This window comes from Curtobacterium sp. AB451 (genome assembly GCF_050585845.1).
Classification (GTDB): Bacteria; Actinomycetota; Actinomycetes; order Actinomycetales; family Microbacteriaceae; genus Curtobacterium.
Window position 1 is genome coordinate 93803 of the sequence record NZ_JBOBQG010000005.1, and the last position, 22336, is coordinate 116138.

A 22336-nucleotide genomic window follows, 5' to 3' on the forward strand; every position below is an offset into this window, starting at 1 on the left:
GCACTAGCCGACATCCTCCTGCACTGCGTCCACGAGGAACGGAGCGACCGTCTTGCTGTACGTGGCCGTCATGTGGTGCGCATCGCGGTACACGATGGCGCCGCCGACCACCACCGGGCATGCACCCGCGCTACAGAAGTACCGGTGCATGTCGATCGGTTTGAGACCGGCTGACTTCGCAGCGAGGGCGTTGTAGTCCGCACCACCAAGCCCTTCGCGTTCGGGTACAGAACACGACTCGAACGACTGCTGACTGGCTGGAGCGTCCGTCACACAGGAAAGAGCCGCCGGTGTGATCTCGGGGTTGTCGAGGATCGGGACAACGGTACTGCCGGCATCCTCTGCGAGAGTCCACGCGCCGGTGATCGCCGGAACGATCGTCCGCTGACGCGAAGGGGTGGTCAGAAGATCACGATGTGCGGTGGTGAGGATCATGTCGTACTTGCCATCGATGAGCGCGTCTTGCAACGCCTGCAGGTACTGGCGGTCAGGCCCGGCAGCCACTGAGTCGGGTGTCCGCCAGACGCCGCCGTTGCCGACGAAGGTGTCGACGTGCCAGTCAGCGGCAACTGCTCGGTCGCGCAGCCCCGGGATGAGCATCGCTGCGTGCGAGTCCCCGACGAGGGCGACCTTTTCTGCGTCCGCTTTCTCGGAACCGAACGAGCAGCGCTTCAGCGTCGCCTGGCCGGCGGGTCGGTAACACGAGAAGGCTCCGCCGGTGTCATCGAACAGCGTGGCTCGGTCAGGGAGCAGGGAAGAAGCGGCTGTCTGCTCGCGGCACTTGTCCCCCGCAGTCATGGCGAGAGCTCCGAAGCACCCAGATCCGCTCGACGCGAGCTTGCTCGCCGCCGCAGCGCTGCGCGCCTGCACGGTCTGCGTGTACTGCACTGTTCCGATGGGAACAGCTGCGACCAAGACCATCGCGGCGGCGGCGGCGCCGAACGTCATCAGGTTCCGGCGTTTCGCTCGGGGCATCGCATTCCGCGTCGTGTCCTCGACGAGCCGCTTCGTGAGTGCCGCCAACAGGATTCCGGCCGCGAGGATGACCAGTTTGTCGACGAATCCCAGCGGGTGACCGAGCGCGAACGGCACGATGACGATGAGTGGCCAATGCCAGAGGTACAGGGAGTACGACAGGTCACCGATCAGCTGGACAGGCCCGAACTCCATGAGTCCGGTCGGTGACCATCGATCGACACGTGGGTCCCCGGTCTCCGGCGCACCCGCCACGATCACCGCGAGCGTTGCGAGAACCGGGAGAAGGGCGGTCGCGCTCGGGAACGGGGTGTCGCCCGTGAAGATGAGGAGCGTGACAGCGATCGCGGCCCAACCGGCCCACGACACCAAGGAACGTACCCGCGCATCCACACGGAGCGCCTCTGGCTGCAGCGCCGCCACAAGGCCGCCCGCGGCGAACTCCCACACGCGGATGTGCGTGCCGAAGTAGGCCAAGCTCGGGTTGGTCGCAGTGGTGTAGACCGACAAGACGAGCGACAACGCGAAGAGGACAGCCAGGACAGCGATGACGCCGATTCGGGCGCGGCGCCGGACGACCAGGATCGTCAGGAGCAGGATGATCGGCCAGACCAAGTAGAACTGTTCCTCGACCCCGAGCGACCAGAAGTGCTGGACTGGACTCGCAGTGTTGTCTGCCGCGAGGTAATCCACAGCCTGCGACGCGAGTAGCCAGTTCTCCGCGTAGAGAGTGCTTCCGAGGATCGCTTGCGAGAACTGTGCCCAGTACGTCCGTGGCACCACGAGGAGAACCCCGAGTGCCGTCACGAGGAGCACGAGGAGCGACGCTGGGAGCAGGCGCCGCACGCGTCGGGCCCAGAACGTTCCGACAGCCACCCGGCCGGTGCGATCGATCTCGCCGAGGAGATGACCCGTTATGAGGAACCCCGAGATCGCGAAGAAGACGTCGACCCCGACGAATCCCCCGGGAAGACGGTTGGGCCAGAGATGGTAGAGGACGACCGAGAGGACTGCCGCAGCGCGGAGAGCCTGGATCTCGATCCTCACGGAACGTCGACGCGACACTGCGTGAGACTAGCGCAATCCTCAAATCCAACGGCGCTCGACACGGCGGGGCCTTCGAACGGCCGCGGACCTGAGCATCACGCACCCTAAGATCGACTGGTGTCGAGATTCCTCATCCTGGTCCATGACGACTCTGCCGCGGGGACGATCGACGACTGGCTGCAACTTCGACGTTCGACGTCGTCGGAGCAGTGGTCGACACGTTTGAACTCGACGTACACGCTGCGGATCGTGTCTCGCGACGTTGCTGAGGCGGTGCGGGGCCGCTCATTCTTCACTGGTGTCGCGATGTCCGAGAGTTCGGCGTTCCTCACCCTCGACACTGCAGGGTGGCAGCGGTCTGAGCGGCTGAGGTCGCGGGCCGTCGCCACCGCGGGTGCGTTCGTGCAGGCAACTTGGTCGCGGAGCGAAGTGCGCATCGGCAACGATCTGTTCGGAACGGTCCCGATCGCGCAGGCCCACGGCCCTGGGTTCGTCGCGTTCTCCGACTCGTTGCTCGTTCTCGCCGATCTCCGTGATCGGTTCGGGCTCGTGAATACCCCAAACGCGGAGGCTCTTCTCGCGCGGACTGGGCTGTCGTGGCGCACGGCGCAGGTGCTCTCGACCGAAACCCCCGTTCGTGAGATCGCGCTCGTGCCGCCGGGTCGCGGCGTGACCGTCCAGTGCACGAGACCCTTGCTCGTCGACGCGGACGAGACGTCGCTCGGAACTGTCCTCGAATCGGGTCCGGGCGCGATCGAGGCAGCCCGCACTTCCGCAGCGTTCCTCGTCTCGGTCCTGGGGGGATTGCCCGACAAGTTCCCGACGTCCCTCCTGGTCTCCTCGCCGCAAGAGCACTTCCTCCTCGACGTGCTCCGTCGCTCAGGGAGCGCAGAACGAGTCGCGGTCAGGGCAGCCGCGTCATCGCTCGACCGGCTCACGCTGGGCCAACGAGAGCAGGACATCGAGAGCGCGCAACCGCTCCCCGACGACGAAGCACTCACGAGCTGGGCGGCCAGCTCGCTCGGGCTCTACGACGTCGTCGCTCCGTCCGAGCCGACGCCCTCCCTCGGCGACAGCACCATCGGCGTCGACGCCGCAGGGAACGCCGTTGCGAGGCGGATCTGGGGCTCTCAATCGGCAGAGGAGATGCGTCAACAGTCCGGCCTCGAAGGGCGTGCCGGTGACGCCTACGTGGCCCAGGTGGCAAAGGGTCTGCGGTCGATCGGTTGTGATCCGGTCTCGCAGTCGTCCTCGCAGCAGCACTATGTCGCCTATCGGTCGCCCCGGTACGTCGCTTCGGTCTGGGCCGGTTCGACGACGCTGCACCCGCTTCACAGTCTGAGCTCTGCGACCGTCTCGACGATCGGCCGGCAACTCGACGGTGTGGACGGTCTCGACGCGATCGAGGCACTCCTCACGGAACGGACCGGTCACGGTCCAGACGCCGTCGCCGGCCGTGCCGTGCACGCGCTCACGCTCGCCGAACTCGGCGGACCGCTGCAGGACTCGGAGGTTCCCGAGCTGGAGATCTTCGGCAACGTCCACTCGGCCCAGGGATCCACCGAACTCGGACTCGCGATCGCTGCTGACCGAGGCCTCGGCGGCTCGACCGCCGAGCGGGATGTGCTGGCGGCCCTCATGGAGGACCTCCTCGGGGTGCTGCCGACAGAGCTGCTGCCTGCGTTCGAGCCCTTACTCAGCAACGCACGGTGGCACCTGCTCGACAAGCGAGAACCGTTCGCCGAAGCCGGCCCGAGTATCGGGAAGTTGCTGTCGCTCGTCCTGTTCGCCAATTGATCGCTCTCTGCGAGGAACACCATGCTCACGACTCGACGGATCGGTGTCTTCCCGGCTTGGGAGGACAACCCCTACCTGAACTACCTGTACCTGGCGCCGCGAACGCGGGGTTTCGATCTGCTGCACGCGACGACGTTCGCGAGCGGGGTCGCGTTGCTCGGCCGGCTCAGCGCTGGGGACGTCTTCCACATGCACTGGACAGCTCCGATCGTGCAACGCGCCGAGGATGACGGCGAAGCCCGCGCGCGTTTGGCGCGTTTCCGCGATGCGATCGACGAGGCTCGGAAGAACGGCGTCCTGATCGTCTGGACCATCCACAACGTGCTTCCACACGACGCGAAGTTCCTCCCTGTGGAGACCGAGCTGTGCAAGATGCTCGCCGAGCGCGCTGATCTGGTGCATGCGCTGTCACCCGCCACCGAAGCAATGACCGCGGAGCACTATGCGCTCCCCGCGGACCGCGTTGTGCGAATCCCTCATCCGAGCTACCAGGGGGTGTACGCGAATGCTGCAGACCGTCGATCGGCGCGTCGCTCGCTCGGCGTCGCCCCAGACGAGCGTGCAGTGCTCTTCTTCGGACAGATGCGGCCGTACAAGGGTCTCGACGCGCTCTTCGAAGCGCTCGACGCCCTTCCGTCGGACGAAGCCGAGAAGACGGTCCTGCTGCTCGCGGGTCGTACGCGACCGGAGGACCTCCCAGCTATCGAAGCGGCTCTACCGAGCCGCGTGCGTGTCATCAGAGACCACTCGTTCATCCCCGATGAGGATGTCGATCGGTGGTTCCGCGCAGCTGACGTCGCCGTGTACCCGTACCGGGCGATCCTGAACTCCGGCAGTCTGCACCTCGCTGCGACCTTCGGAGTTCGAGCGCTCCTGCCGGGCGAACCTCACCTCCTGGATGAGTTCGACGGCGAGGACTGGACAGCGTTCTACGACCCGGAGGCCGCAGCGGCCGGTATCGCGTCGGCTCTGCTTTCGCCCGACATCGCCGTCCCCATCACGTCCCACGCCGAATTCTCCCGACGTCTTTCGCCCTGGAACGTGTCGGTCCGCTTCGCAGACGCGATCGACGCCGCCCTCGAGGCACACGTGAGCGCCACCAGCGGCGGAGTTCCGGGAAGTTCTTGACACCGCCCCAGGGTTGGGGAAGGGCACGACCCTGACCGTCAGCGGCGCGGCACGACTCGCCGAACTACCGTCAACGCTGCACGGGACGTCGCCGCGCGACGGCGCTCGAGGACAACTCGCCATGAGCGGGCCCGATCGCTGAGAACCCTGATTCGATCCGTTCGCTCCGGTACTGGAAGCTGCATACGCGCCGTGACGACGGGGACTTCCACCGTCGCATCGCCGATCGCCAACTCACCGACCAGATCCCAGCGCCCCAGGGCCAACGACCCTGCCGGTACGCGCACAGCCCAGCGATCGGTGCTGGTCTGCGGAAGCAGACGAACACTTCCCGGCCCAGCTCCCTGCGGGCGAGCGATCAACGTCAATCGAACCCCCTCGACGCTGAGGCTTGGGCCAGAGAGGAGCGCGCCGCCTCGATCCAGGACGACCTCCTCTGCAACGAGCCGAGTGCGGATGCTGGTCGAGATCAGCCATGCTGCCCCCGTTGTCCCCGCGCGCAGCGCGAGGACAATCTGCCGCACTGGCCCGCGTTTGATCTCGCCGGGGTCGATCTGCGAGAAGAGTCCCGCCCGAGCCACTCGATCGGTCAGTGCGTCGATCACCCGACGGTCGACGTCGTGAGCGTGATGCAGGAGCAGCGTCGCGAGCCCTTCAACCAGCAGTCGAGCCCTGGGAACCTTCTCGAGCACGTCGGGTCGCGCCAGGATGATCTCGAGCGAGTCGACCCACGCGTTGAACGACTCGTCATCGTAGACGTCCCGCTCGCGTGCGCGCTCCTCGAGCTCGTTGAACCGGACAGCAGCCTCGAGCTCTCCGGCAGCCACCAGGCACCAGAGGACCTGCTTGTGCGGAGTCGCCACGGGAAGGGACCAGTGGGGAGTGGCTGCGATGAGCCGTTCGACGGCGCTGAGCGCGCCGCTTGACCGCACACGCTCCGCCGGTGTCGCGCGGAGGAAACGACTGAGGTGCAGCCAAGCATCCGCGTCGAACACGAGGGAGGAGTACGTCTTGGCAACGCCAGCATCGTCGTAGGCGGAGATCAGTTCGGCGCACGCAGATTCCTGCGTGAAGTAACTCACGGCGGCCGCGTCTGCTCCGGCTCGAGCCGTCATGGACCCGGTCCCGGGACGATCACGGTAGAGGTAGACGCAGTCTGGGAGCACGTCGATCGTTCGCGCCGTCAGGTATGACCGCGTCATCGGGAAGATGTCGTTCGACCGAGCTACTTCTGGAAACCGGAGTCCGATCTCCTGCAGGAACGACCGACGGAAGACCTTGTTCCAGACGGCCCGACCACGGATCAGGGCAGGAACCTCTGTCAGTGCTACTCCTGGTCGCTCCTCGTCGAACACGCGCCAGTTCTTCGACGGCTGCCAGGTCTTGATCGACGAGAACTTGAGCCAGTCCCCGAACGCGATGTCGGACCCAGTCTTCTCGAGCGATCCAACCAGCCGTTCGTACGCTCCAGCAGGCACGATGTCGTCGCCGTCGGCGAACGCCACGTATTCACCGCGAGCAACCGCGAGGCCGGTGTTGCGCGCCCCAGCGCCACCACGTCCGTGTGCCCGGACGATGTGGACGCGGGGATCTGAAGCGGCAAGATCAGCGAGACGCTCATCCGTCCCGTCGGACGAATGGTCGTCGACGACGATCACCTCCATCGAAGTGAACGTGCAACGCAAGATGCTTGCGAGCAGTTCGTCGATCCAGGGCTCGACGTTGTGCGTCGGCACGACGACTGACAGGAGCAGGCCGATCTCAGGCCGACGACGCTCGACTTGTCGCACGCTGATCGCGCTCACTGTGCTTCGCTCTCCTTGTGGATCACCGCGTTGCCACGGCTGGTTCGATCAACGCGATACGGACGGCCGTCGTGCCACCACCGAGGGAACGCCATCGTCGGCGCCGACTTCGTGATGACATCTCGCGACCCACCCGGCCCATCGATGTGGACGACCAACACCCAGGTGCCCGTCGGCGTGTCTGCGATGTCGACCTCGGCGCTCCACCGCGCCGTGCCGAGCGTCGGATCGACTTCCTCCCATGTGACGTCCCCAACAGGACGCTGCCCGTCGAGTCGATCGTCCGCGAGGAAGAGCCGTGTGTCGAAGGCGTCAAGGCCACCGTCTGGAAGCTGCAGAAGGCCGCCCATCCGAAGTCGTCCGTCCTCGCCGGCACGCTCGACTTCGTCGAGCACCGACTGCGCTCCCCGGTCGTTGACGAGCGCGCTCCGCCGGAGCGCATCACCGAGGCGGTACTTCGCGAGTTCCCTGGTCCGCGTCCATCGCTCGTCGACACCTTCGAGTACTCCGGCGTGATCCAGTCGGCGCACATCGGTCATGACGGAGTCGAGTTCGTCGTCGTCGAGGACCACAGCTCTGTCTCGGAGCACCGGGACTGCGAGTTTGCGGGCCATCTGGCGCCACGCGTCGACCTCCGCTGCCGGCCCCTCTGACAATGCTTGCTCCGTCACGACGGAAACGAGTTCGCCGAGAGACCGGTGCCGCACAACCTGGTTGGTCCGAACAGGCTCCTCAGTCCACAGATCCGTCGGGAACGCGTCCCGAAGGGCTGTCCCCTTCGAAACGTGAAGTGGATCAGCACCGCCGAGCGCGACCGCCTCCTCGACGGTTTGCGCGATGGTCACACCCGCGCGTCCTGTTCCCTCGTAGTAGTCGAAGTACTTCACCACGCTCTCGCTCGTCGAGCGGACGGCACGTGCAGGGACTCCGTACGCCTCGGCGATGACGATGGCGTGGAGAGACGTACCGACCACGAACTCCGCGGACAGGATCTGCTCGATCACCTGCCACGGGTCGCCGGTCGGCGCAATGACGTGATGGCCCGCAGCATCAAGGTCGGTGTCGTTCACGTTCGGCACGACGACGACGTCGAACCGCTTTCGGTCGAGCGCCGCGAACGCGACCGTGTCGGGGAAGAGCTCTGGGAGGAGGATTGCGGGGTCACCGTAGACCGGAGGGACGCCGTTGCCTTCTGCCTCTAGGGCGATCGCCGTGAAGGGGCCCCGGACCGCTCGCACGTCGAAGAGCCGACGAGGGTCGAGGCGCCGAGTGCGGAGTTTGGCGTTCAGACCGCTGCCCCACACGACGTCCCCGGGCTGGCCGAACTGCATGATCGAACCGATGGCGAGCAACGATCGGCCGCCGTCATCGGCCCGGGCCCGCGGAGCAAGGCGCCGAACAACCAGCGGCCCCAGCAGGTCACCGAAGTTGTCGACACGACCGCCCCCGTCGACCTCGGGGTTCCATCGGACGACGGGTACCCCGAGGACGTCCTCCCGGTAGTCGTTCTCCACGACAGACAACCTTATTGGCTCAGCGAAGCGTCGAGAGCCAGCGCAGGAGACGCTCGACAAGGGTCGGCACCTGGCGCTGGTCCGCGGAGGAGGCGGGCGTCGCCTCTGCACCGATGATCCGGACGACCTTCGCCGGCACGCCGGCTACGAGCGCGTTGGCGGGGACGTCGCGATTGACGAGAGCGCCTGATGCCACGACCGCGCCAGCTCCGATCGTGACCCCTCCGAGGACCGTGACGTCTCCACCGATCCAGGCACCGTCCTCGACCGTGATCGGCCGCACGGTCTTCTTCCCAGCTCGTGAGGCGCGAACTCCGATCTCGTGGCCTTCTGTCATGAATCGCGAGAAGGGGCCAACGGCTACTCGCGCTCCGAAGTTGACGCCCGGCTTCACGTACACATCGCGGTTGAGGAACGTGCCTCGTCCGATGGACAGTGGTCCGAAGAGTTCAGCACCCCGGTAGACGTTCACATCGTCCGCAAGCGAGATGAGCGCATCCTCTGAGCTGTGCATCCGAACTCGTGGATCGACGCGAACCCGCGCACCGGTCCGTACCGACTCCCCGAAGTCGGAGGACGGGAACAGCTCACGCCGAAGCTTCGAGACCTCGTTCTCGAGATCGTTGATCGTCGCTCGGAGATCTTCCAGTGCGTCGCGATCCGGGATTGCCGGTCCGTCGTCAGAGCGGATCATCGCGCGTACTGGCCGTACTTGACGAGCACCTCGGCTGAGGCTGCGCGAGCAGTGCAGTTGGCGACCGATCCCGTGTAGGCGAACGCTGTCTTCGTGTCGTTCCGGGCAGTGAAGAGGTGCGCCGTGACGCCGTAGTCCTCCGAGATCGGCCGGGCATAGCCCGACAACAGCGAGTCCTTCGCCGAGTTCTTCCCTGGAGCCGCGAGCTGATACGTCTTCACCGCGCCGTCGTACGGACCGGATCCTGCCGGCAGGGCGATGACGTTGTACTGGGACTCGATTGCCTGCGCCTGAAGCCCGATCGTGAGACCGGAGGCAGCCGCGAGCATGGTGTTGTACTTGATCGCGACGTTTCGCGGACTACCGCTCGCCGTACTCGGAGTACTTCCGGCTGCCTTGATGTTCGACCCTCGAGGAGCACCTGCGATGAGGTTTCGTTCGATGACCCCTCCGGTCGAGTAGACGCTCGACATGAGGTAGATGTTGTGGTCGGTCCCCTGGGCTCCGGTCGCTCTGTTGTCGTGGATGCAATTCCCGGCGATCTGAAAATCCCGAGGAGCAGCAGCACGCAGAACGCTGGTCGATCCCGACGCCGTCGTCGCGTTGACCAACAGGTTCGCCACGCCGGTCGAACCCGTGACCTCGTTGTTGCGGAAGCGCCAGCCTTCGCCGCCGGACATGAGGACGACCGCTTGGCCGTTCTTCTGGATCGCGGCGTTGTAGACGAAACGGATGCCCTGCACAGTCCAGTAATCAGGTGAAGACATGATGAGTGTTCCGCTCACCTGCACACGCTCGCCCGGTGCAGCCTGCAGAACGATGGGACGGCTGCTCGTTCCGCGGGCGATGCCCCAGCCGATCGCCTCAGCGTAGGTGCCTGCGCGGACGACGACGACGTCGCCGGCGTGCGCCGACCGAATGGCTGCCTGGATGGTGCGCAACGGCGCATCGACCGTCGGCTCGGGGCACGCGTCCTGGTACGGAGGCGTGGATGCCGGGTCGCGGAGGCACGGGATCCTGGAGTACTGCTTGTACGAGTCCGTTCCGTTCGGGGCGACGTACAGGTACCTGCCGTTCGGCGACGGGGTCGCGAGACTCGTCGATCCCACGCCGTACTGAACGTCAGCAGCAGCCTGAGCTGGCGCGCTGCCGGTGAGAGAAGTCGCTGCCACGAGGAGCGCCGCGATGATGCTCGACAGCAGGGTGGGTCGAATCACAGGGAACCAGCCATCTCGGTGAACAGGTACGGAACAAGCGAACGAACGAACGTCGCGGTCATGTGGTGTCGGTCGCGGTAGGCCATCACATGGCCGATGACCACCGGACACGTCGTTGCATCGCACATGCGTCCGGTCTGATCGATCAGAACAGCACCGGGCGCCTCTGCGACCGCGGCCCGCATCGGGTCCTGCACGGCGAACGCCGTGGACCTGGGCGTGCCACACTTCGCGGCGGCAGTGGCCGTCTTCGACTCGAGCGCGCAGGAGAAGGCTTCGGCGGACTGCATCGGGTCATCCGCGACGGCGATCACCTTCGTACCCGCAGCGATGAGCGACTTCCAGGCCGCGGCGTAGGTAGCGGGATCGACGGAATCGCTCCGGAGGGCCGTCACGATGACGACGTCGTAGCCGCCCGCCGCGAGGCGCTTCGCGAGGTCCGAACGGCGTTTCTGACACGTGTCTGACGAGTTGGTCGATGCGAGGACGCAACCACGTCCGACGTAGGAGTCCACGCGCCAGTTCGCTGTTGTTGCCGTCGCACGCAGCCCGGACAGGAGCATGGCCGCATGGGAATCGCCGGTGACGGCGACCCGGAGCGCGTCCCCACGCGTCGAGCCGTATCGGCATGAAGGCACGACCGCACCGACGTCGGACGTGTAGCAGGAGAACGCGCCCTGCGTATCCTTCTCGGCTGCGACGGGCTGGGGCGAGATCGTCTGCCCCCAGCGTGACCCGTCGCAGGATCCGGATGCCGTGGCATCCGCACCCCAGCACGGCTTTCCGTCGTCGAGGACGGCTGACGCAGCGCCGTACGCGCCGGCACGCAGCACGCCGCTCGCCTTGACTACCAGCCCGTCGCCGGAGGGCACGACCATGCGGTACGCAGCGGCGCCCCATCGTTTGACCTTGACCGGGATCGAGACGGTTCCATCGGTCTTGGCGTACGACTGCGCCGAGAACACCCAACCAGATGGCGTCCACTGCTCCACCTTCACCCGCTTGCCGGCAAGGCCACCGTGAAGCCGTCCGCTGAAGACCCGCACGGCACCGACAGCGACATCGGCGGACCCCGTCGCTGTGGCGTCGTAGAGCTGCGGTTGTACCTGGAGCGTGAGCGAAGTACTCGTGACCGAAGTCGAACCGATCACGGCGCGTGCGCGGACCTGCGCACCCTTCAACGCCCGCATCGACTCCGACCAGGCTCCCGCCCTGTCGGAGCTGGTCGTGCTCACTTCACGCCAGGAGCCAGTACTCCCCAGATCGCGGGACTCAACGGCGACGGCGGCGACCGCGGGACCCGCAGCGTTCCGGACCACGCCCGTCAACGAGATGTTCTGAGCATAGGCAGCCCCGGTCGTCGAAGATCGGAGAGTCACGGCGGGCGAGGCCGCGGCGTGCGCCGGGGTCACCGGGCCCAGGGCAGCGAGTAGGACTGCAGCTGCCGCGACGACCAACGTCGCACCCGTGCGTACACGGTTCAACACCATGATCAAGCCCCTCGTCTGATCTCGTCGAGCGCGTCCAACACGTAGGGACCGAGCGTCGAACTCCAGGTCCCCGTGATGTGATGGCGGTCTCGGAAGACGATGACACCTCCGATGACCAACGGGCAAGTGTCTGCGGTGCAGTAGTGGGATGTCATGTCGATGATCGACGCCCCGGGCGAGCCCTCTACCGCTGCTGCCAGTGGATCGATCCCGCCGAGCGCGAAGGATCGAGAAGTTGCACACTGCGCCGCCGATCGAGCGCCGCCGCTCATCGTGCAGGCGATCAGATCATCGGTCAGGTAGGGCTGATCAGCGATCGCGACGACCTTGGTGCCGCTCGCGATGACAGGCGCCCAAGCGGCGCGGTACCCCTCCGTCGTCGCGGCCGCACCAGCGTTCCCCGCTGCGCCCCTCGGCTGCCGCAGCCCGGAGACGACAACCATGTCGTAGCGGCCAGCGAGGACCCTCCGACCGATGTCGTCCGATCGCGGAGCACAGGCATCGCCGGGTTTCTGCGCGAGCCATCTGCACGTGACGCCGAGATAGGTGTCGAGATGCCAGTTCCTCGCAGCGAGACGGTCTCGGATCCCGGCCAGGTAGCCGGCCGCGTGCGAGTCGCCGACGAGCGCAACCCGGTACGCATCGCCTCTCGTCGACCCGAAGCTGCAGGACGGCACGGTGGCAGTCCCGTCCGCAGTCCAGCACCCCTTGGCGTACGAGCCTCCGGTGTCTGCGCTGAGCCCGGCCTTCTCCGTGGTCGGAAGAGCGAGCCCGTCGAGCTCGTGGTTGGCGCACGTGGCGGAGAGGGGCGCTGCAGCCGCGCCGACACACGTCGTCTTGGCGGACAGCGCGTCGATCGATCCGACGGTCGTGAGCGGTTGCACCGGGCCGAGCTTCGAGATCAGACCTCCTGTTGCCGGGAGGTAGATGCGGATGGCCGTGTCCGCTATCGTCGCCCGGTACGAGAGCTCGATCGCGCCGGTCGTCGCCACTCGTGCAACGGTGGAATCCGTCCAGGCACCGCCACGCAACACCACGAGCTTCACCCTCTGGCCCGCGAGTTGCGCGTAGACCGCAGCGCTGACCGACTTCTCGCCGCCGGACACTGCGTAGGACCGGGCAGCCGGGACGACCGAGTAGATCTGGGCCTGCACGGCCACCGGCATGTACCCACTCGCAGCGCCTGCGTGCGCAGATGTCTTGAGCACCTCGGCCTTGAGCTTGAACGAGGTCGTCGGAGTGAACGAGAAAGCCCACTTGCCGTTGCTCCCCGACCGCGTCGACCCGATGAGGACCCAACTCGTCTTCCCGGAGGGCATGCCGACGATGCGGACCGTCTCGCTCGTCGGACGGCTCGACGCCGTGACGGTGCCGCTCAGCGAAATCGGCTTGCCATAAGCAACACCTGTCGCGCTTGCGGCCGCGGTCACGCGCACCGAAGCCGTGGCCGCGACGGCGGAGCTCGCTCCACCGACCGAGAGGGCGACGCCTGCGAGGAGAACGAGAACAGTGAGCAGGGCACAGAACGGAGAGCGACGCGATGTCGACCCCTCGGAGAGACGGGTGTTCAGGGCAAACTCGTTTCAGAAGGGAACGAACGGTGTTACCACGATCATAGGTGATCGAGTGTCACTTCCCGCGCCGCGCCCCGGTCCAGCACGCACACCGTCAGACGGTTGCGTTGTACGCCTCGATGACGGGGGACGCCTCGCCTGCACCACGGAGCTGACCGGCGTCGAGCCAAGCGACCTGGTCGCACATGTCTCGGACGGTGCTCATTGAGTGGGAAACGAGGATCACCGTCCGGCCCTCGTCACGCATCTCGCGGAACTTGGTCCGGCAGCGCTTCTGGAACGTCGCATCACCGACCGCCAGCACCTCGTCGACGACGAGCACGTCGGGCGTTCCGGCGACCGCGACCGAGAAGCCCAAACGGACGTACATCCCCGAGGAGTAGTTCTTGACGGGCTGGTCGATGAAGTCTCCGACACCGGCGAAGGAGACGATCTCGTCGAATTTGCGCGCGACCTCCTTCTTCGTCATGCCGAGGATCGAACCGTTGAGGAAGACGTTCTCCCGGCCGGACAGCTCGGGGTGGAAGCCGGAGCCGACTTCGAGCAGTGACGCTTGGCGACCGTGGACGCGGATGCGGCCCTGGTCCGGGTACAGGATCTTGGCGAGGCACTTCAGCAACGTGGACTTCCCGCTGCCGTTGCGGCCGATGAGTCCGAAGGTGCTCCCCCGTGGCACTTCGAAGGAGACGTCCTTGAGCGCCCAGAAGTCCTCGTGCACCGACTTCCGGCCACGCATCACCGCGCTCTTCAGGGTGTTGTTCTGCTCGTGGAACATGCGGAAACGCTTGGCCACGTGTTCGACGGACACAGCGACATCGTTCACAGCAGTTCCGCCAGCTTCTTCTCGTTGCGGGAAAAGACCGCGTAGCCGATCGCAAGGCTTGCGACGGCCCAGATGAAGCACGCGAGCAGGTCATCCCATGCGGGGAGTCGGTTGTCGTACATGAGGTTCCGGAAGACCGTGGAGAACCGCTCGATCGGGTTGAAACGGTAGACGGTGAGGATCCAGGGATGTCCGGCCTTGTCCGCGGCCTCTTCGACGAGGGAGATGGGGTAGATGATCGGCGACAGGTACATCCACATCTGCAGGGCGATGCCGACGAGGTGCTGCATGTCACGGAAGTGCACGTTGACGATGGCCAAGACCAATCCAACGCCGCTCGAGAACATCGCCAGGAACACCATCGTCAGCGCGATCACGGGCAGGTAGATCCAGAAGTTCGAGCCGGCGATGGCGAGGGCGATGAGCAGCACACCCATCTCGACGAGCCAGGTGAAGCCGAAGGAGCCGACGGCCGCGAGCGGCAGCGTCATCCGGGGGAAGTAGACCTTCTTGATGAGCGAGCCGTTGGCGACGATCGACGTCATGCCGGAGTTGATGACGTTCCGGGCGAAGATCCACGGCAGGAGTCCGCACATCAGCCAGAGCGGGTAGATGTTCAGTCCGCTCGGGTCGCCGACCTCGAGACGCGCCCGGAAGATGAACGAGTACACGATCGTGTAGATCAGCATCGTCGCGAGCGGGTTGATCAGCGACCACAGCTGCCCGAAGACCGTGCGGCGGTACTTGCCCTTGACCTCTCGCGCTGTGAGGTTCGCCAGCAACTCGCGCGATGACATGAGCTCGTTCAGGTACGTCATGCTTCGGGTGCTGGCTCCTCCGGAGCGCGACAGAGCGCTCCTCGCGGGATTCGGGGACGAGGCATTCTCGCACAGACGTTGCGTTCTGCAGCGCTCCGAGGCGGTACCGGCGTCGCTGAGCGCGGTGTGGAGCCCGGCGCCGAACCCTGTCGAGATGACGAAGACTCGCCGAAACCTTTGTAGAGTGACAAGGTGATCGTCAGTTTCGCCAACCACTCCACGGCGCCGGTGAACCTCGGTGGTGCGGAGCGGTCACTCCTCCGGTTCGTCGAGGACTGGCTGACGATCGACCCGACCATGACCCCGACCTTCGTCACGAAGGCACCCCGGGGCAAGTTCATCGAGGCGCTCGACGAGCGCGGCTGGTCCTACGACGCGCTGCGCTTCCGCGGCTGGGCCCTGCCGAGCCCGCAGCCCGCACCGGCTGCTGAGCGCGCCGCCTTCGCCACCGTCGACTACGCGGCCGTGAGCGCGATCATCCGGCTCTACGAGCGCCAGCGCCCGGACCTCGTCGTCACGAACACGCTCGTCGCCCCGTGGGCGTCCTTCGCCGCCGCCGTGCTCGGGATCCCCCAGGCCTGGTTCGTCCGGGAGTACGGCGACCTCGACCACGGGTTGCAGTTCCAGACGGGGCGCGCCGGGGTCCTCGGCGACATCGGCCTCATGTCCGGCGCCGTGGTCACCAACTCCGAGGCGATGCGCGCGCACCTCGCGCAGTACGTGCCGGACCACAAGCTCTCCGTCGCCTACCCGACGGTCGACACCACGCGCCTCCAGGCCACCCGCGACCAGACGCCCGCGGTGGTGCCCTTCCCGCAACCCGACCCCGGGCTCCGCATCACGGTGCTCGGCCGCGTCGAGGAGTCGAAGGGCCAGTTCCGCGTGGTCGACGCGCTCGGCGCGCTGCGCGCGCGCGGCGTCACGGCGAGCGTCTGCTTCGTGGGCAGCTGGAAGCACCCGGGCGAGGACCAGCGCCTCACCGACCGCGCCCGGGCGCTCGGCGTCGCCGACCACGTCGTGTTCGCCGGCGAGCAGCACACCCCCGCGCCGTTCATCGAGGCGGCCGACGTCTGCGTCACGCCCTCGACGATCGAGGCGTTCGGCCGCACCACCGCCGAGTACATGACGCTCGGCAAGCCGGTCGTCGCCACCCGCCAGGGCGGGAGCGCCGAGCTGGTCGAGCCCGGCGTCACCGGCACGCTGGTGGACGCGGACGACACCGCGGCCCTCGCGGACGCCCTCGCGGCGTACGCGGCCGACCCCGACTCGGCCAGGAGGCACGGTGCGGCCGCTCCGGAGCGGCTCGCCGCCGTCACGGGGTCGGGTCACGACAACGCCGCCGCGATCGAGCGGCTGGTCGCCCTGGTCGGCACCGAGGGCTACCGGCTCCCCCAGGCCGCGCGCTACTGGTTCGAGCTGCCGGGTGCCTACGCGTCCCTCGGCGCGACGAGCGCCCGCGCCGCGGTGGGTCTGCTCGCGAACCGGGTGCGGTCGCGCTCGGGTGCGGTGGGCCGGCTGCTCGCCCGTCCGGGTGTCGTCGTGCGGAAGCTGGCTCGCCGGTGACCCGCGACCGCCGTGCGGTGACGATCGTCGTGCCGGTCTACGACGACCTGCCCGGACTCGAACGCTGCATCGAGGCGCTCCTCGAGACGGTCGACTTCTCGGTCGACCGGGTGCTGCTCGCGAACGACGTCGGCCCCCGCGTCGACGAGCTCGAGGCGCGGATCCTCGAGCTCGTCGGCGACCACGACGGCTTCGAGTACACCCGCAACGCACGGAACCTCGGCTTCGTCGGCAACTGCAACCGCGCGGTCCTCGAACTCGACCGGACCGGCAACGACGTGCTGCTCCTCAACAGCGACACCGTGCCGATGCCCGGGTTCGTCGACGAGATGACGGCGGTGCTCGCCTCCGACGACGTGATCGGCGTCGTCTGCGCCCGCAGCGACAACGCCACGATCGCGTCGTTCCCGTACGCCCGCCGGAACCCGAGCGCGAACCTCGCACCCCGAAGGACCCGCGAGCTCCACGGCCGCACGAAGTACCTGCTCCCCCGCCACACGGTCTCCCCCGTCGCGATGGGCTTCTGCTTCCTCATCCGCCGCGAGATGATCGACCGCTTCGGCCTCTTCGACGAGGTCTTCTCGCCGGGCTACGGCGAGGAGAACGACTTCTGCCTGCGCATCAACGAGGAGGGGTTCACCTCGGTCCTCGCGAACCGTGCGCTCGTCCTGCACACCGGGTCGACGAGCTTCAGCGGTGACCGCGGCCCGTCGCTGCGGCTGGAACACGAGCGCATCCTGCTCGAGCGCTACCCGTTCTACGGCGGCGCCGTCGCCCTGTTCCTCGCCCGGTACCGCGACGCGGTGGACGTCTTCGCCGACGCCTTCCTGCCCGACGACGACGTGGTCCGGGTCGCGCTCCACCTTCCCGGCGACCTCACCGACGAGCTCGTCGCCCGGGTCCGCAGCACCCTCGCCGCAGCGTCCGACGACATGGTCGTCACCGTCATCGTCCCCAAGTCGCAGGTGCGCGCGGCCCGGCAGGCCCTGCCGGGCGCGTCGATCGCCGTCGGCGGGCGTCCGCGGCAGATCTTCGACGTCGCCGTCGCCCTGGGCGCGCTGACGACGTTCGCCCAGCTCTCCGCGCTGAACGCCAACGCGCCACGGTGGGTCCTGGTCGATCCCGTCTCGCACGACCACCGCTGGTCGCTCGCGGTCGCGAACCACCGCGCGTCGGCCATCGACCGGATCCTGCGCCGCTTCGAGAACCACAGCACCGTGTGGCACGGCGGCGACGACCTCGTCAAGCTGGTCCGCATGGCCGCGTCGTCCGAGATCGACCCGGTGGCGCTCCGCGCGCGCTGGCACGCGGTGTCCGACATCGCCGAGGCCACGGGGCTGCTCGTGCACCGCGCGACCGTCTCGATCCGCCGACTGACCGCGCTCACCTTCGGTGCGCGGAGCCCCCGTCTCGTGGCGCGCATCCGCGCCATCACCGGCCGCGGGGCCTGACCGGACCACCCGCCGGTCTGGAGGCGCTGTTCGGCGCCGACCCGCGCCTCCTGGCCGTCAGACGAGCGCGTCCACGACCGGACCGTGCCGGTGGGCGGTGGCCGGGTCCCACGCGTCCAGCAGCTGCAGCGTCGCGATGCGGAACGCGAGCGCCCGCACCAGGAGCTGCGCCCACTCGGCGATCCCGTCGCCGAGGGCGCCGACCGCGTCGACCGGGTACCCGTGCCAACACACGGCGTCCACCGCGGCGATGGCCGCGCCGAAGCCGGCGGGCCGCCAGGACGGTGGCCAGTCGATCACCGTCGGCGGCTGACCGTCGGCGAAGAGGACGTTGCCGAGCAGGTCCCGGTGCACGAGCTGGGACGGCGACCGGACCGGCCGGAACGCGGCACCGAGCCGGTCGAGGGCGGGGTGCCGCGGGAGCGGAGCAGTCCCCCAGGCCATGCCGTCGGCACGACTCCACGCGTCGTCGGCATGGTCGAGGAACGCCGGGCGGTCCAGGTGCGCGATCGCCTCGTGGAACGCCGTCCCCGCGGCGATGACGTCGGCCACCCGGGTGGGGTCGGCCTGCCCCGGCACCCACTCGAGCGCTTCCCACGCGCCGGCGCGCCAGGACCCCTCGGACGTCGGGACCGGCCGTGGTGTGCGGAACGCCGGGCTGTGCTCCAGCTCGGCGAGGACCTCGGCCCGCCAGTCCGTCACCGCCGCGCCGTCGTGCGGCCGGAGGACCACGGTGTCGGCGCGCCAGGTCAGCTCGCGGCCGCCCGAGAGCAGGACCGGTCGGGCACCGTCCACCCCGAACGCCCGCAGCACGGCGGGATCGGGGCGGACGGGCAGCACGTCAGACCAGGCAGCGCGTCAGACCCGGCAGCACGTCAGACCAGGCAGCGCGGGCCGAGCAGGCTCTTCAGCTCGCCGAACAGGTCGGGTGTGAGGTTCACCGGGAACGGCAGCTCGAAGGTACGAGCCACGTCGTCCTTGATGAGCTTCAACCGGACCTCGGTCTCGCCGCTGTGCCGGCCGAGCACGGCGGCGAGCTCGGTGACCGTCGTCGTGGTCGCCTGGCGCTCGGGCAGGCTCAGCGTGAGCGGTCCGGACCCCATCGCGTCGCCGACGTTCGGCTGGAACATGCTCACCGCGTGCAGGGCCTTGCCGTCGTCGCGGACGTTCACCCGCCCGCGCAGGACGACGATCGAGTCGGCGACGAGCGACGGCCCGAACTCCTGGTACGTCTTGCCGAGGAACATCACGCCGATCTGGCCACCGAAGTCCTCGATGTCGACGATGCCGTACGGGTTGCCGCTCGACTTCGCGACCCGGTGCTGGACGCTCGTGAGCAGGCCGGCGACCGTGACGGTCTCGCCCTCGACCGAGTCGTCGGCCGCGATGAGGTCGGCGATGGTGATCGACTGGTGCTTGGCGAGCTCGATCTCGAGCCCGGCGAGCGGGTGGTCGGAGACGTACAGGCCGAGCATGTCGCGCTCGAACGCGAGCTTGTCGCGCTTGGACCACTCCGGCCGGTCCGGGACCTGCGACACCACGGCCGCCGAGGGCTGTTCCTCGGCCACCTCGGCGAAGAGCGAGTCGAAGTCGAACCCGACGTTGCCGTGGGCCTCGTCGCGCTTGACCTTCACCGCGCCCTCGACCGCAGCCTCGTGGATCTCGACGAGCGCCCGCCGGGAGTCGCCGAACTCGTCGAAGGCACCGGCCTTGATGAGCGACTCGACGGTGCGCTTGTTCGCGGACGAGATCGGGATCTTGCGCAGGAAGTCGTGGAACGACTCGAACGCGCCCTTCTCGGTGCGGGCCTTCACGATGTCGTCGACGACGTTGAACCCGACGTTCCGGATGGCGCCCATGCCGAAGCGGATGTCCTCGCCGACGGCCGCGAAGAAGCCGATCGACTCGTTGACGTCCGGCGGCATGACCTTGATGCCCATGCGGCGGCACTCGTTGAGGTACAGCGCGAGCTTGTCGCGGGCGTCACCGACACTCGTCAGCAGCGCCGCCATGTACTCGGCCGGGTAGTGCGCCTTGAGGTACGCGGTCCAGAACGACACCACGCCGTACGCCGCCGAGTGCGCCTTGTTGAACGCGTAGTCGGAGAACGGCAGCAGGATGTCCCACAGCGTCTTGATGGCAGCGGCCGAGTAGCCGTTGTCCTGCATGCCCTTCTCGAAGCCCGCGTACTGCTTGTCCAGCTCGGACTTCTTCTTCTTGCCCATCGCGCGGCGGAGGATGTCCGCTTGGCCGAGGGAGAACCCGGCGACCTTCTGCGCGATGGCCATGACCTGCTCCTGGTAGATGATCAGGCCGTAGGTCGTGCCGATGATGTCCTGCAGGGGCTCGGCGAGCTCGGGGTGGATCGGGGTGATCGCCTGCTCGCCGTTCTTGCGGAGCGCGTAGTTCGTGTGCGAGTTCGCACCCATGGGCCCCGGACGGTACAGGGCGATGAGCGCCGAGATGTCCTCGAAGTTGTCCGGCTTCATCAGGCGCAGCAGCCCGCGCATGGGGCCGCCGTCGAGCTGGAACACACCGAGGGTGTCACCGCGCTGCAGGAGCGCGTACGCCTCGGGGTCCTCGAGCCCCATGGTCTCGAGGTCGAGCTCGATCCCGCGGTTCGTCTTGATGTTGTCGAGGGCGTCGCTGATGATCGTCAGGTTCCGGAGGCCCAGGAAGTCCATCTTGATCAGGCCGAGCGACTCCGCTGCCGGGTAGTCGAACTGCGTGACGATCTGGCCGTCCTGCTCGCGCTTCATCACCGGGATGATGTCGATCAGCGGGTCGCTCGACATGATGACGCCGGCGGCGTGCACGCCCCACTGTCGCTTCAGCCCCTCGAGCCCGAGCGCGGTGTCGAACACCGTCTTCGCCTCGGGGTCGGTCTCGACGACCGTCCGGACGTCCACCGCCTCCTTGAAGCGGGGGTGCTCCTTGTCGAAGATCCCGGTGAGCGGGATGTCCTTGCCCATCACGGGCGGCGGCATCGCCTTGGTGAGCTTCTCGCCCATGCCGAAGGGGAACCCGAGGACGCGCGAGGAGTCCTTGAGCGCCTGCTTCGCCTTGATCGTGCCGTACGTGACGATCTGCGCGACGCGCTCGGACCCGTACTTCTCGGTGACGTACTTGATCGCCTCACCTCGGCGCCGGTCGTCGAAGTCGACGTCGAAGTCGGGCATCGAGACGCGGTCCGGGTTGAGGAACCGCTCGAAGATCAGACCGTGCCGGATCGGGTCGAGGTCGGTGATGCGCATCGCGTACGCCACCATCGAACCGGCACCGGAACCACGGCCCGGGCCGACGCGGATGCCGTTGTTCTTCGACCAGTTGATGAAGTCGGCGACCACGAGGAAGTACCCCGGGAAGCCCATCTGGTTGATGATCCCGACCTCGTAGTCGGCACGCTCCTGCACCTCGGGCGTGATGCCCTCGGGGTAGCGGTACTCGAGCCCCTTGGCCACTTCCTTCTCGAACCACGAGTGCTCGGTCTCGCCGTCGGGCACCGGGAACTTCGGCATGTAGTTGGCCGCGGTGTCGAACTCGACGTTGCACCGCTCGGCGATGAGCAGCGTGTTGTCGCAGGCCTCGGGGTTGTCGCGGAAGAGGTGCCGCATCTGCTGCGGGGTCTTCAGGTAGAACTCGTCGGCGTCGAACTTGAAGCGGTTCGGGTCGTTGAGGGTGGAGCCGGACTGCACGCACAGCAGCGCCGCGTGCGACTTGGCGTCGTGGGCGTGCGTGTAGTGCAGGTCGTTCGTGCCGACCAGCGGGATGTCGAGGTCCTTCGCCAGGCGGATCAGGTCGCTCATGATCCGTCGTTCGATCTCGAGCCCGTGGTCCATGACCTCGGCGAAGTAGTTCTCCTTGCCGAAGATGTCGCGGTAGTCCGCCGCCGCCTTGACGGCTTCGTCGTACTGCCCGAGCCGCAGGCGCGTCTGGATCTCACCGGAGGGGCAGCCCGTCGTGGCGATGATGCCCTCGTGGTACTCCTCGAGCAGTTCGATGTCCATGCGGGGCTTGAAGTAGTACCCCTCGATCGACGCCTTGCTCGAGAGCCGGAACAGGTTGTGCATGCCCGTCGTGTTCTCGGCGAACATCGTCATGTGCGTGTACGCGCCGGAGCCGGACACGTCGTCTCCGCCGCCGTCACCCCAGCGGATGCGGGTCTTGTCGGTCCGGTGGGTGCGCGGCGTGATGTACGCCTCGGTCCCGATGATCGGCTTGACGCCGCCGGCCTTGGCGGCCTTCCAGAACTCGAACGCGCCGAACATGTTGCCGTGGTCGGTCACCGCGACGGCGGGCATGCCCTGCGCCGCGGTCTCGGCCACGAGGTCGCCCAGCCTGGCGGCGCCGTCGAGCATCGAGTACTCGCTGTGCACGTGCAGGTGGACGAAGGAGTCGGAATCCGACACGGAACCTCCGGTTCGCGGGAGCTGCTGCGGT

The 22336-nt window shown here is 67.4% G+C and carries 15 protein-coding genes; 4 read left to right on the forward strand and 11 right to left on the reverse strand.

Annotated features, from left to right (window positions below; all coding sequences use genetic code 11):
* Positions 1 to 3: 3 nt before the first annotated feature.
* Positions 4 to 2022, reverse strand: a complete 2019-nt coding sequence (locus tag ACQXVK_RS13140; RefSeq protein ID WP_430853824.1) for an acyltransferase family protein — start codon at positions 2020 to 2022, stop codon at positions 4 to 6.
* Positions 2023 to 2139: 117 nt separating this feature from the next.
* Between ACQXVK_RS13140 and ACQXVK_RS13145 the strand changes: the two genes are divergently transcribed.
* Both ACQXVK_RS13145 and ACQXVK_RS13150 read left to right on the forward strand, forming a co-directional pair.
* Positions 2140 to 3819, forward strand: coding sequence for a hypothetical protein (locus ACQXVK_RS13145; RefSeq protein WP_430853825.1), 1680 nt, complete (start codon positions 2140 to 2142; stop codon positions 3817 to 3819).
* 21 nt (positions 3820 to 3840) lie between these two features.
* Positions 3841 to 4947 (forward strand): glycosyltransferase, encoded by a 1107-nt coding sequence (locus tag ACQXVK_RS13150; protein ID WP_430853826.1) that lies wholly within the window; start codon positions 3841 to 3843, stop codon positions 4945 to 4947.
* A gap of 38 nt (positions 4948 to 4985) precedes the next feature.
* Here the strand turns inward: ACQXVK_RS13150 and ACQXVK_RS13155 are convergent, their stop codons facing one another.
* The 8 genes from ACQXVK_RS13155 to ACQXVK_RS13190 form a co-directional block, all read right to left on the reverse strand.
* Positions 4986 to 6752: a glycosyltransferase family 2 protein gene (locus ACQXVK_RS13155; protein ID WP_430853827.1), complete on the reverse strand. Its 1767-nt coding sequence runs from the start codon at positions 6750 to 6752 to the stop codon at positions 4986 to 4988.
* Positions 6749 to 8266, reverse strand: a complete 1518-nt coding sequence (locus ACQXVK_RS13160) for a polysaccharide pyruvyl transferase family protein (protein ID WP_430853828.1) — start codon at positions 8264 to 8266, stop codon at positions 6749 to 6751. Before ACQXVK_RS13160 ends, ACQXVK_RS13155 begins: the two co-directional genes overlap by 4 nt.
* Before the next feature lie 19 nt (positions 8267 to 8285).
* Positions 8286 to 8960 (reverse strand): hypothetical protein, encoded by a 675-nt coding sequence (locus ACQXVK_RS13165; protein ID WP_430853829.1) that lies wholly within the window; start codon positions 8958 to 8960, stop codon positions 8286 to 8288.
* Positions 8957 to 10177, reverse strand: coding sequence for a hypothetical protein (locus ACQXVK_RS13170; protein ID WP_430853830.1), 1221 nt, complete (start codon positions 10175 to 10177; stop codon positions 8957 to 8959). The genes ACQXVK_RS13165 and ACQXVK_RS13170 overlap by 4 nt, the downstream gene beginning before the upstream one ends.
* Positions 10174 to 11412, reverse strand: coding sequence for an SGNH hydrolase domain-containing protein (locus ACQXVK_RS13175; protein WP_430853831.1), 1239 nt, complete (start codon positions 11410 to 11412; stop codon positions 10174 to 10176). The genes ACQXVK_RS13170 and ACQXVK_RS13175 overlap by 4 nt, the downstream gene beginning before the upstream one ends.
* A 257-nt stretch (positions 11413 to 11669) precedes the next feature.
* Complete coding sequence (locus ACQXVK_RS13180) at positions 11670 to 13097, reverse strand: SGNH hydrolase domain-containing protein (protein WP_430853832.1); 1428 nt, start codon at positions 13095 to 13097, stop codon at positions 11670 to 11672.
* Positions 13098 to 13335: 238 nt separating this feature from the next.
* Positions 13336 to 14049 carry an ABC transporter ATP-binding protein gene (locus tag ACQXVK_RS13185; RefSeq protein WP_430853833.1) on the reverse strand — a complete coding sequence of 238 codons (714 nt, stop codon included), beginning with the start codon at positions 14047 to 14049 and terminating at the stop codon, positions 13336 to 13338.
* An 11-nt stretch (positions 14050 to 14060) separates the two neighbouring features.
* Entirely contained in the window at positions 14061 to 14882 is an 822-nt protein-coding gene (locus ACQXVK_RS13190) for an ABC transporter permease (protein WP_430853834.1), read from the reverse strand.
* A gap of 192 nt (positions 14883 to 15074) precedes the next feature.
* Here ACQXVK_RS13190 and ACQXVK_RS13195 point away from each other — a divergent pair, with 192 nt between their 5' ends.
* Together ACQXVK_RS13195 and ACQXVK_RS13200 are read left to right on the forward strand one after the other, a co-directional pair.
* Positions 15075 to 16445 carry a glycosyltransferase family 4 protein gene (locus tag ACQXVK_RS13195; protein WP_430853835.1) on the forward strand — a complete coding sequence of 457 codons (1371 nt, stop codon included), beginning with the start codon at positions 15075 to 15077 and terminating at the stop codon, positions 16443 to 16445.
* Positions 16442 to 17896, forward strand: a complete 1455-nt coding sequence (locus ACQXVK_RS13200) for a glycosyltransferase family 2 protein (protein ID WP_430853836.1) — start codon at positions 16442 to 16444, stop codon at positions 17894 to 17896. The genes ACQXVK_RS13195 and ACQXVK_RS13200 overlap by 4 nt, the downstream gene beginning before the upstream one ends.
* A gap of 57 nt (positions 17897 to 17953) precedes the next feature.
* Here the strand turns inward: ACQXVK_RS13200 and ACQXVK_RS13205 are convergent, their stop codons facing one another.
* Positions 17954 to 18709 carry a hypothetical protein gene (locus tag ACQXVK_RS13205; protein WP_430853837.1) on the reverse strand — a complete coding sequence of 252 codons (756 nt, stop codon included), beginning with the start codon at positions 18707 to 18709 and terminating at the stop codon, positions 17954 to 17956.
* Positions 18710 to 18771: 62 nt separating this feature from the next.
* Positions 18772 to 22254 carry a DNA polymerase III subunit alpha gene (gene dnaE, locus ACQXVK_RS13210; protein ID WP_430853938.1) on the reverse strand — a complete coding sequence of 1161 codons (3483 nt, stop codon included), beginning with the start codon at positions 22252 to 22254 and terminating at the stop codon, positions 18772 to 18774.
* Positions 22255 to 22336: the final 82 nt, after the last annotated feature.

Coding starts and splice junctions, on each gene's coding strand:
- ACQXVK_RS13150 (WP_430853826.1), top strand. CDS start 3,841: ATGCTCACGACTCGACGGATCGGTGTCTTCCCGGCTTGGGAGGACAAC.
- ACQXVK_RS13165 (WP_430853829.1), bottom strand. CDS start 8,960: ATGATCCGCTCTGACGACGGACCGGCAATCCCGGATCGCGACGCACTG.
- ACQXVK_RS13190 (WP_430853834.1), bottom strand. CDS start 14,882: ATGACGTACCTGAACGAGCTCATGTCATCGCGCGAGTTGCTGGCGAAC.
- dnaE (WP_430853938.1), bottom strand. CDS start 22,254: ATGCTCGACGGCGCCGCCAGGCTGGGCGACCTCGTGGCCGAGACCGCG.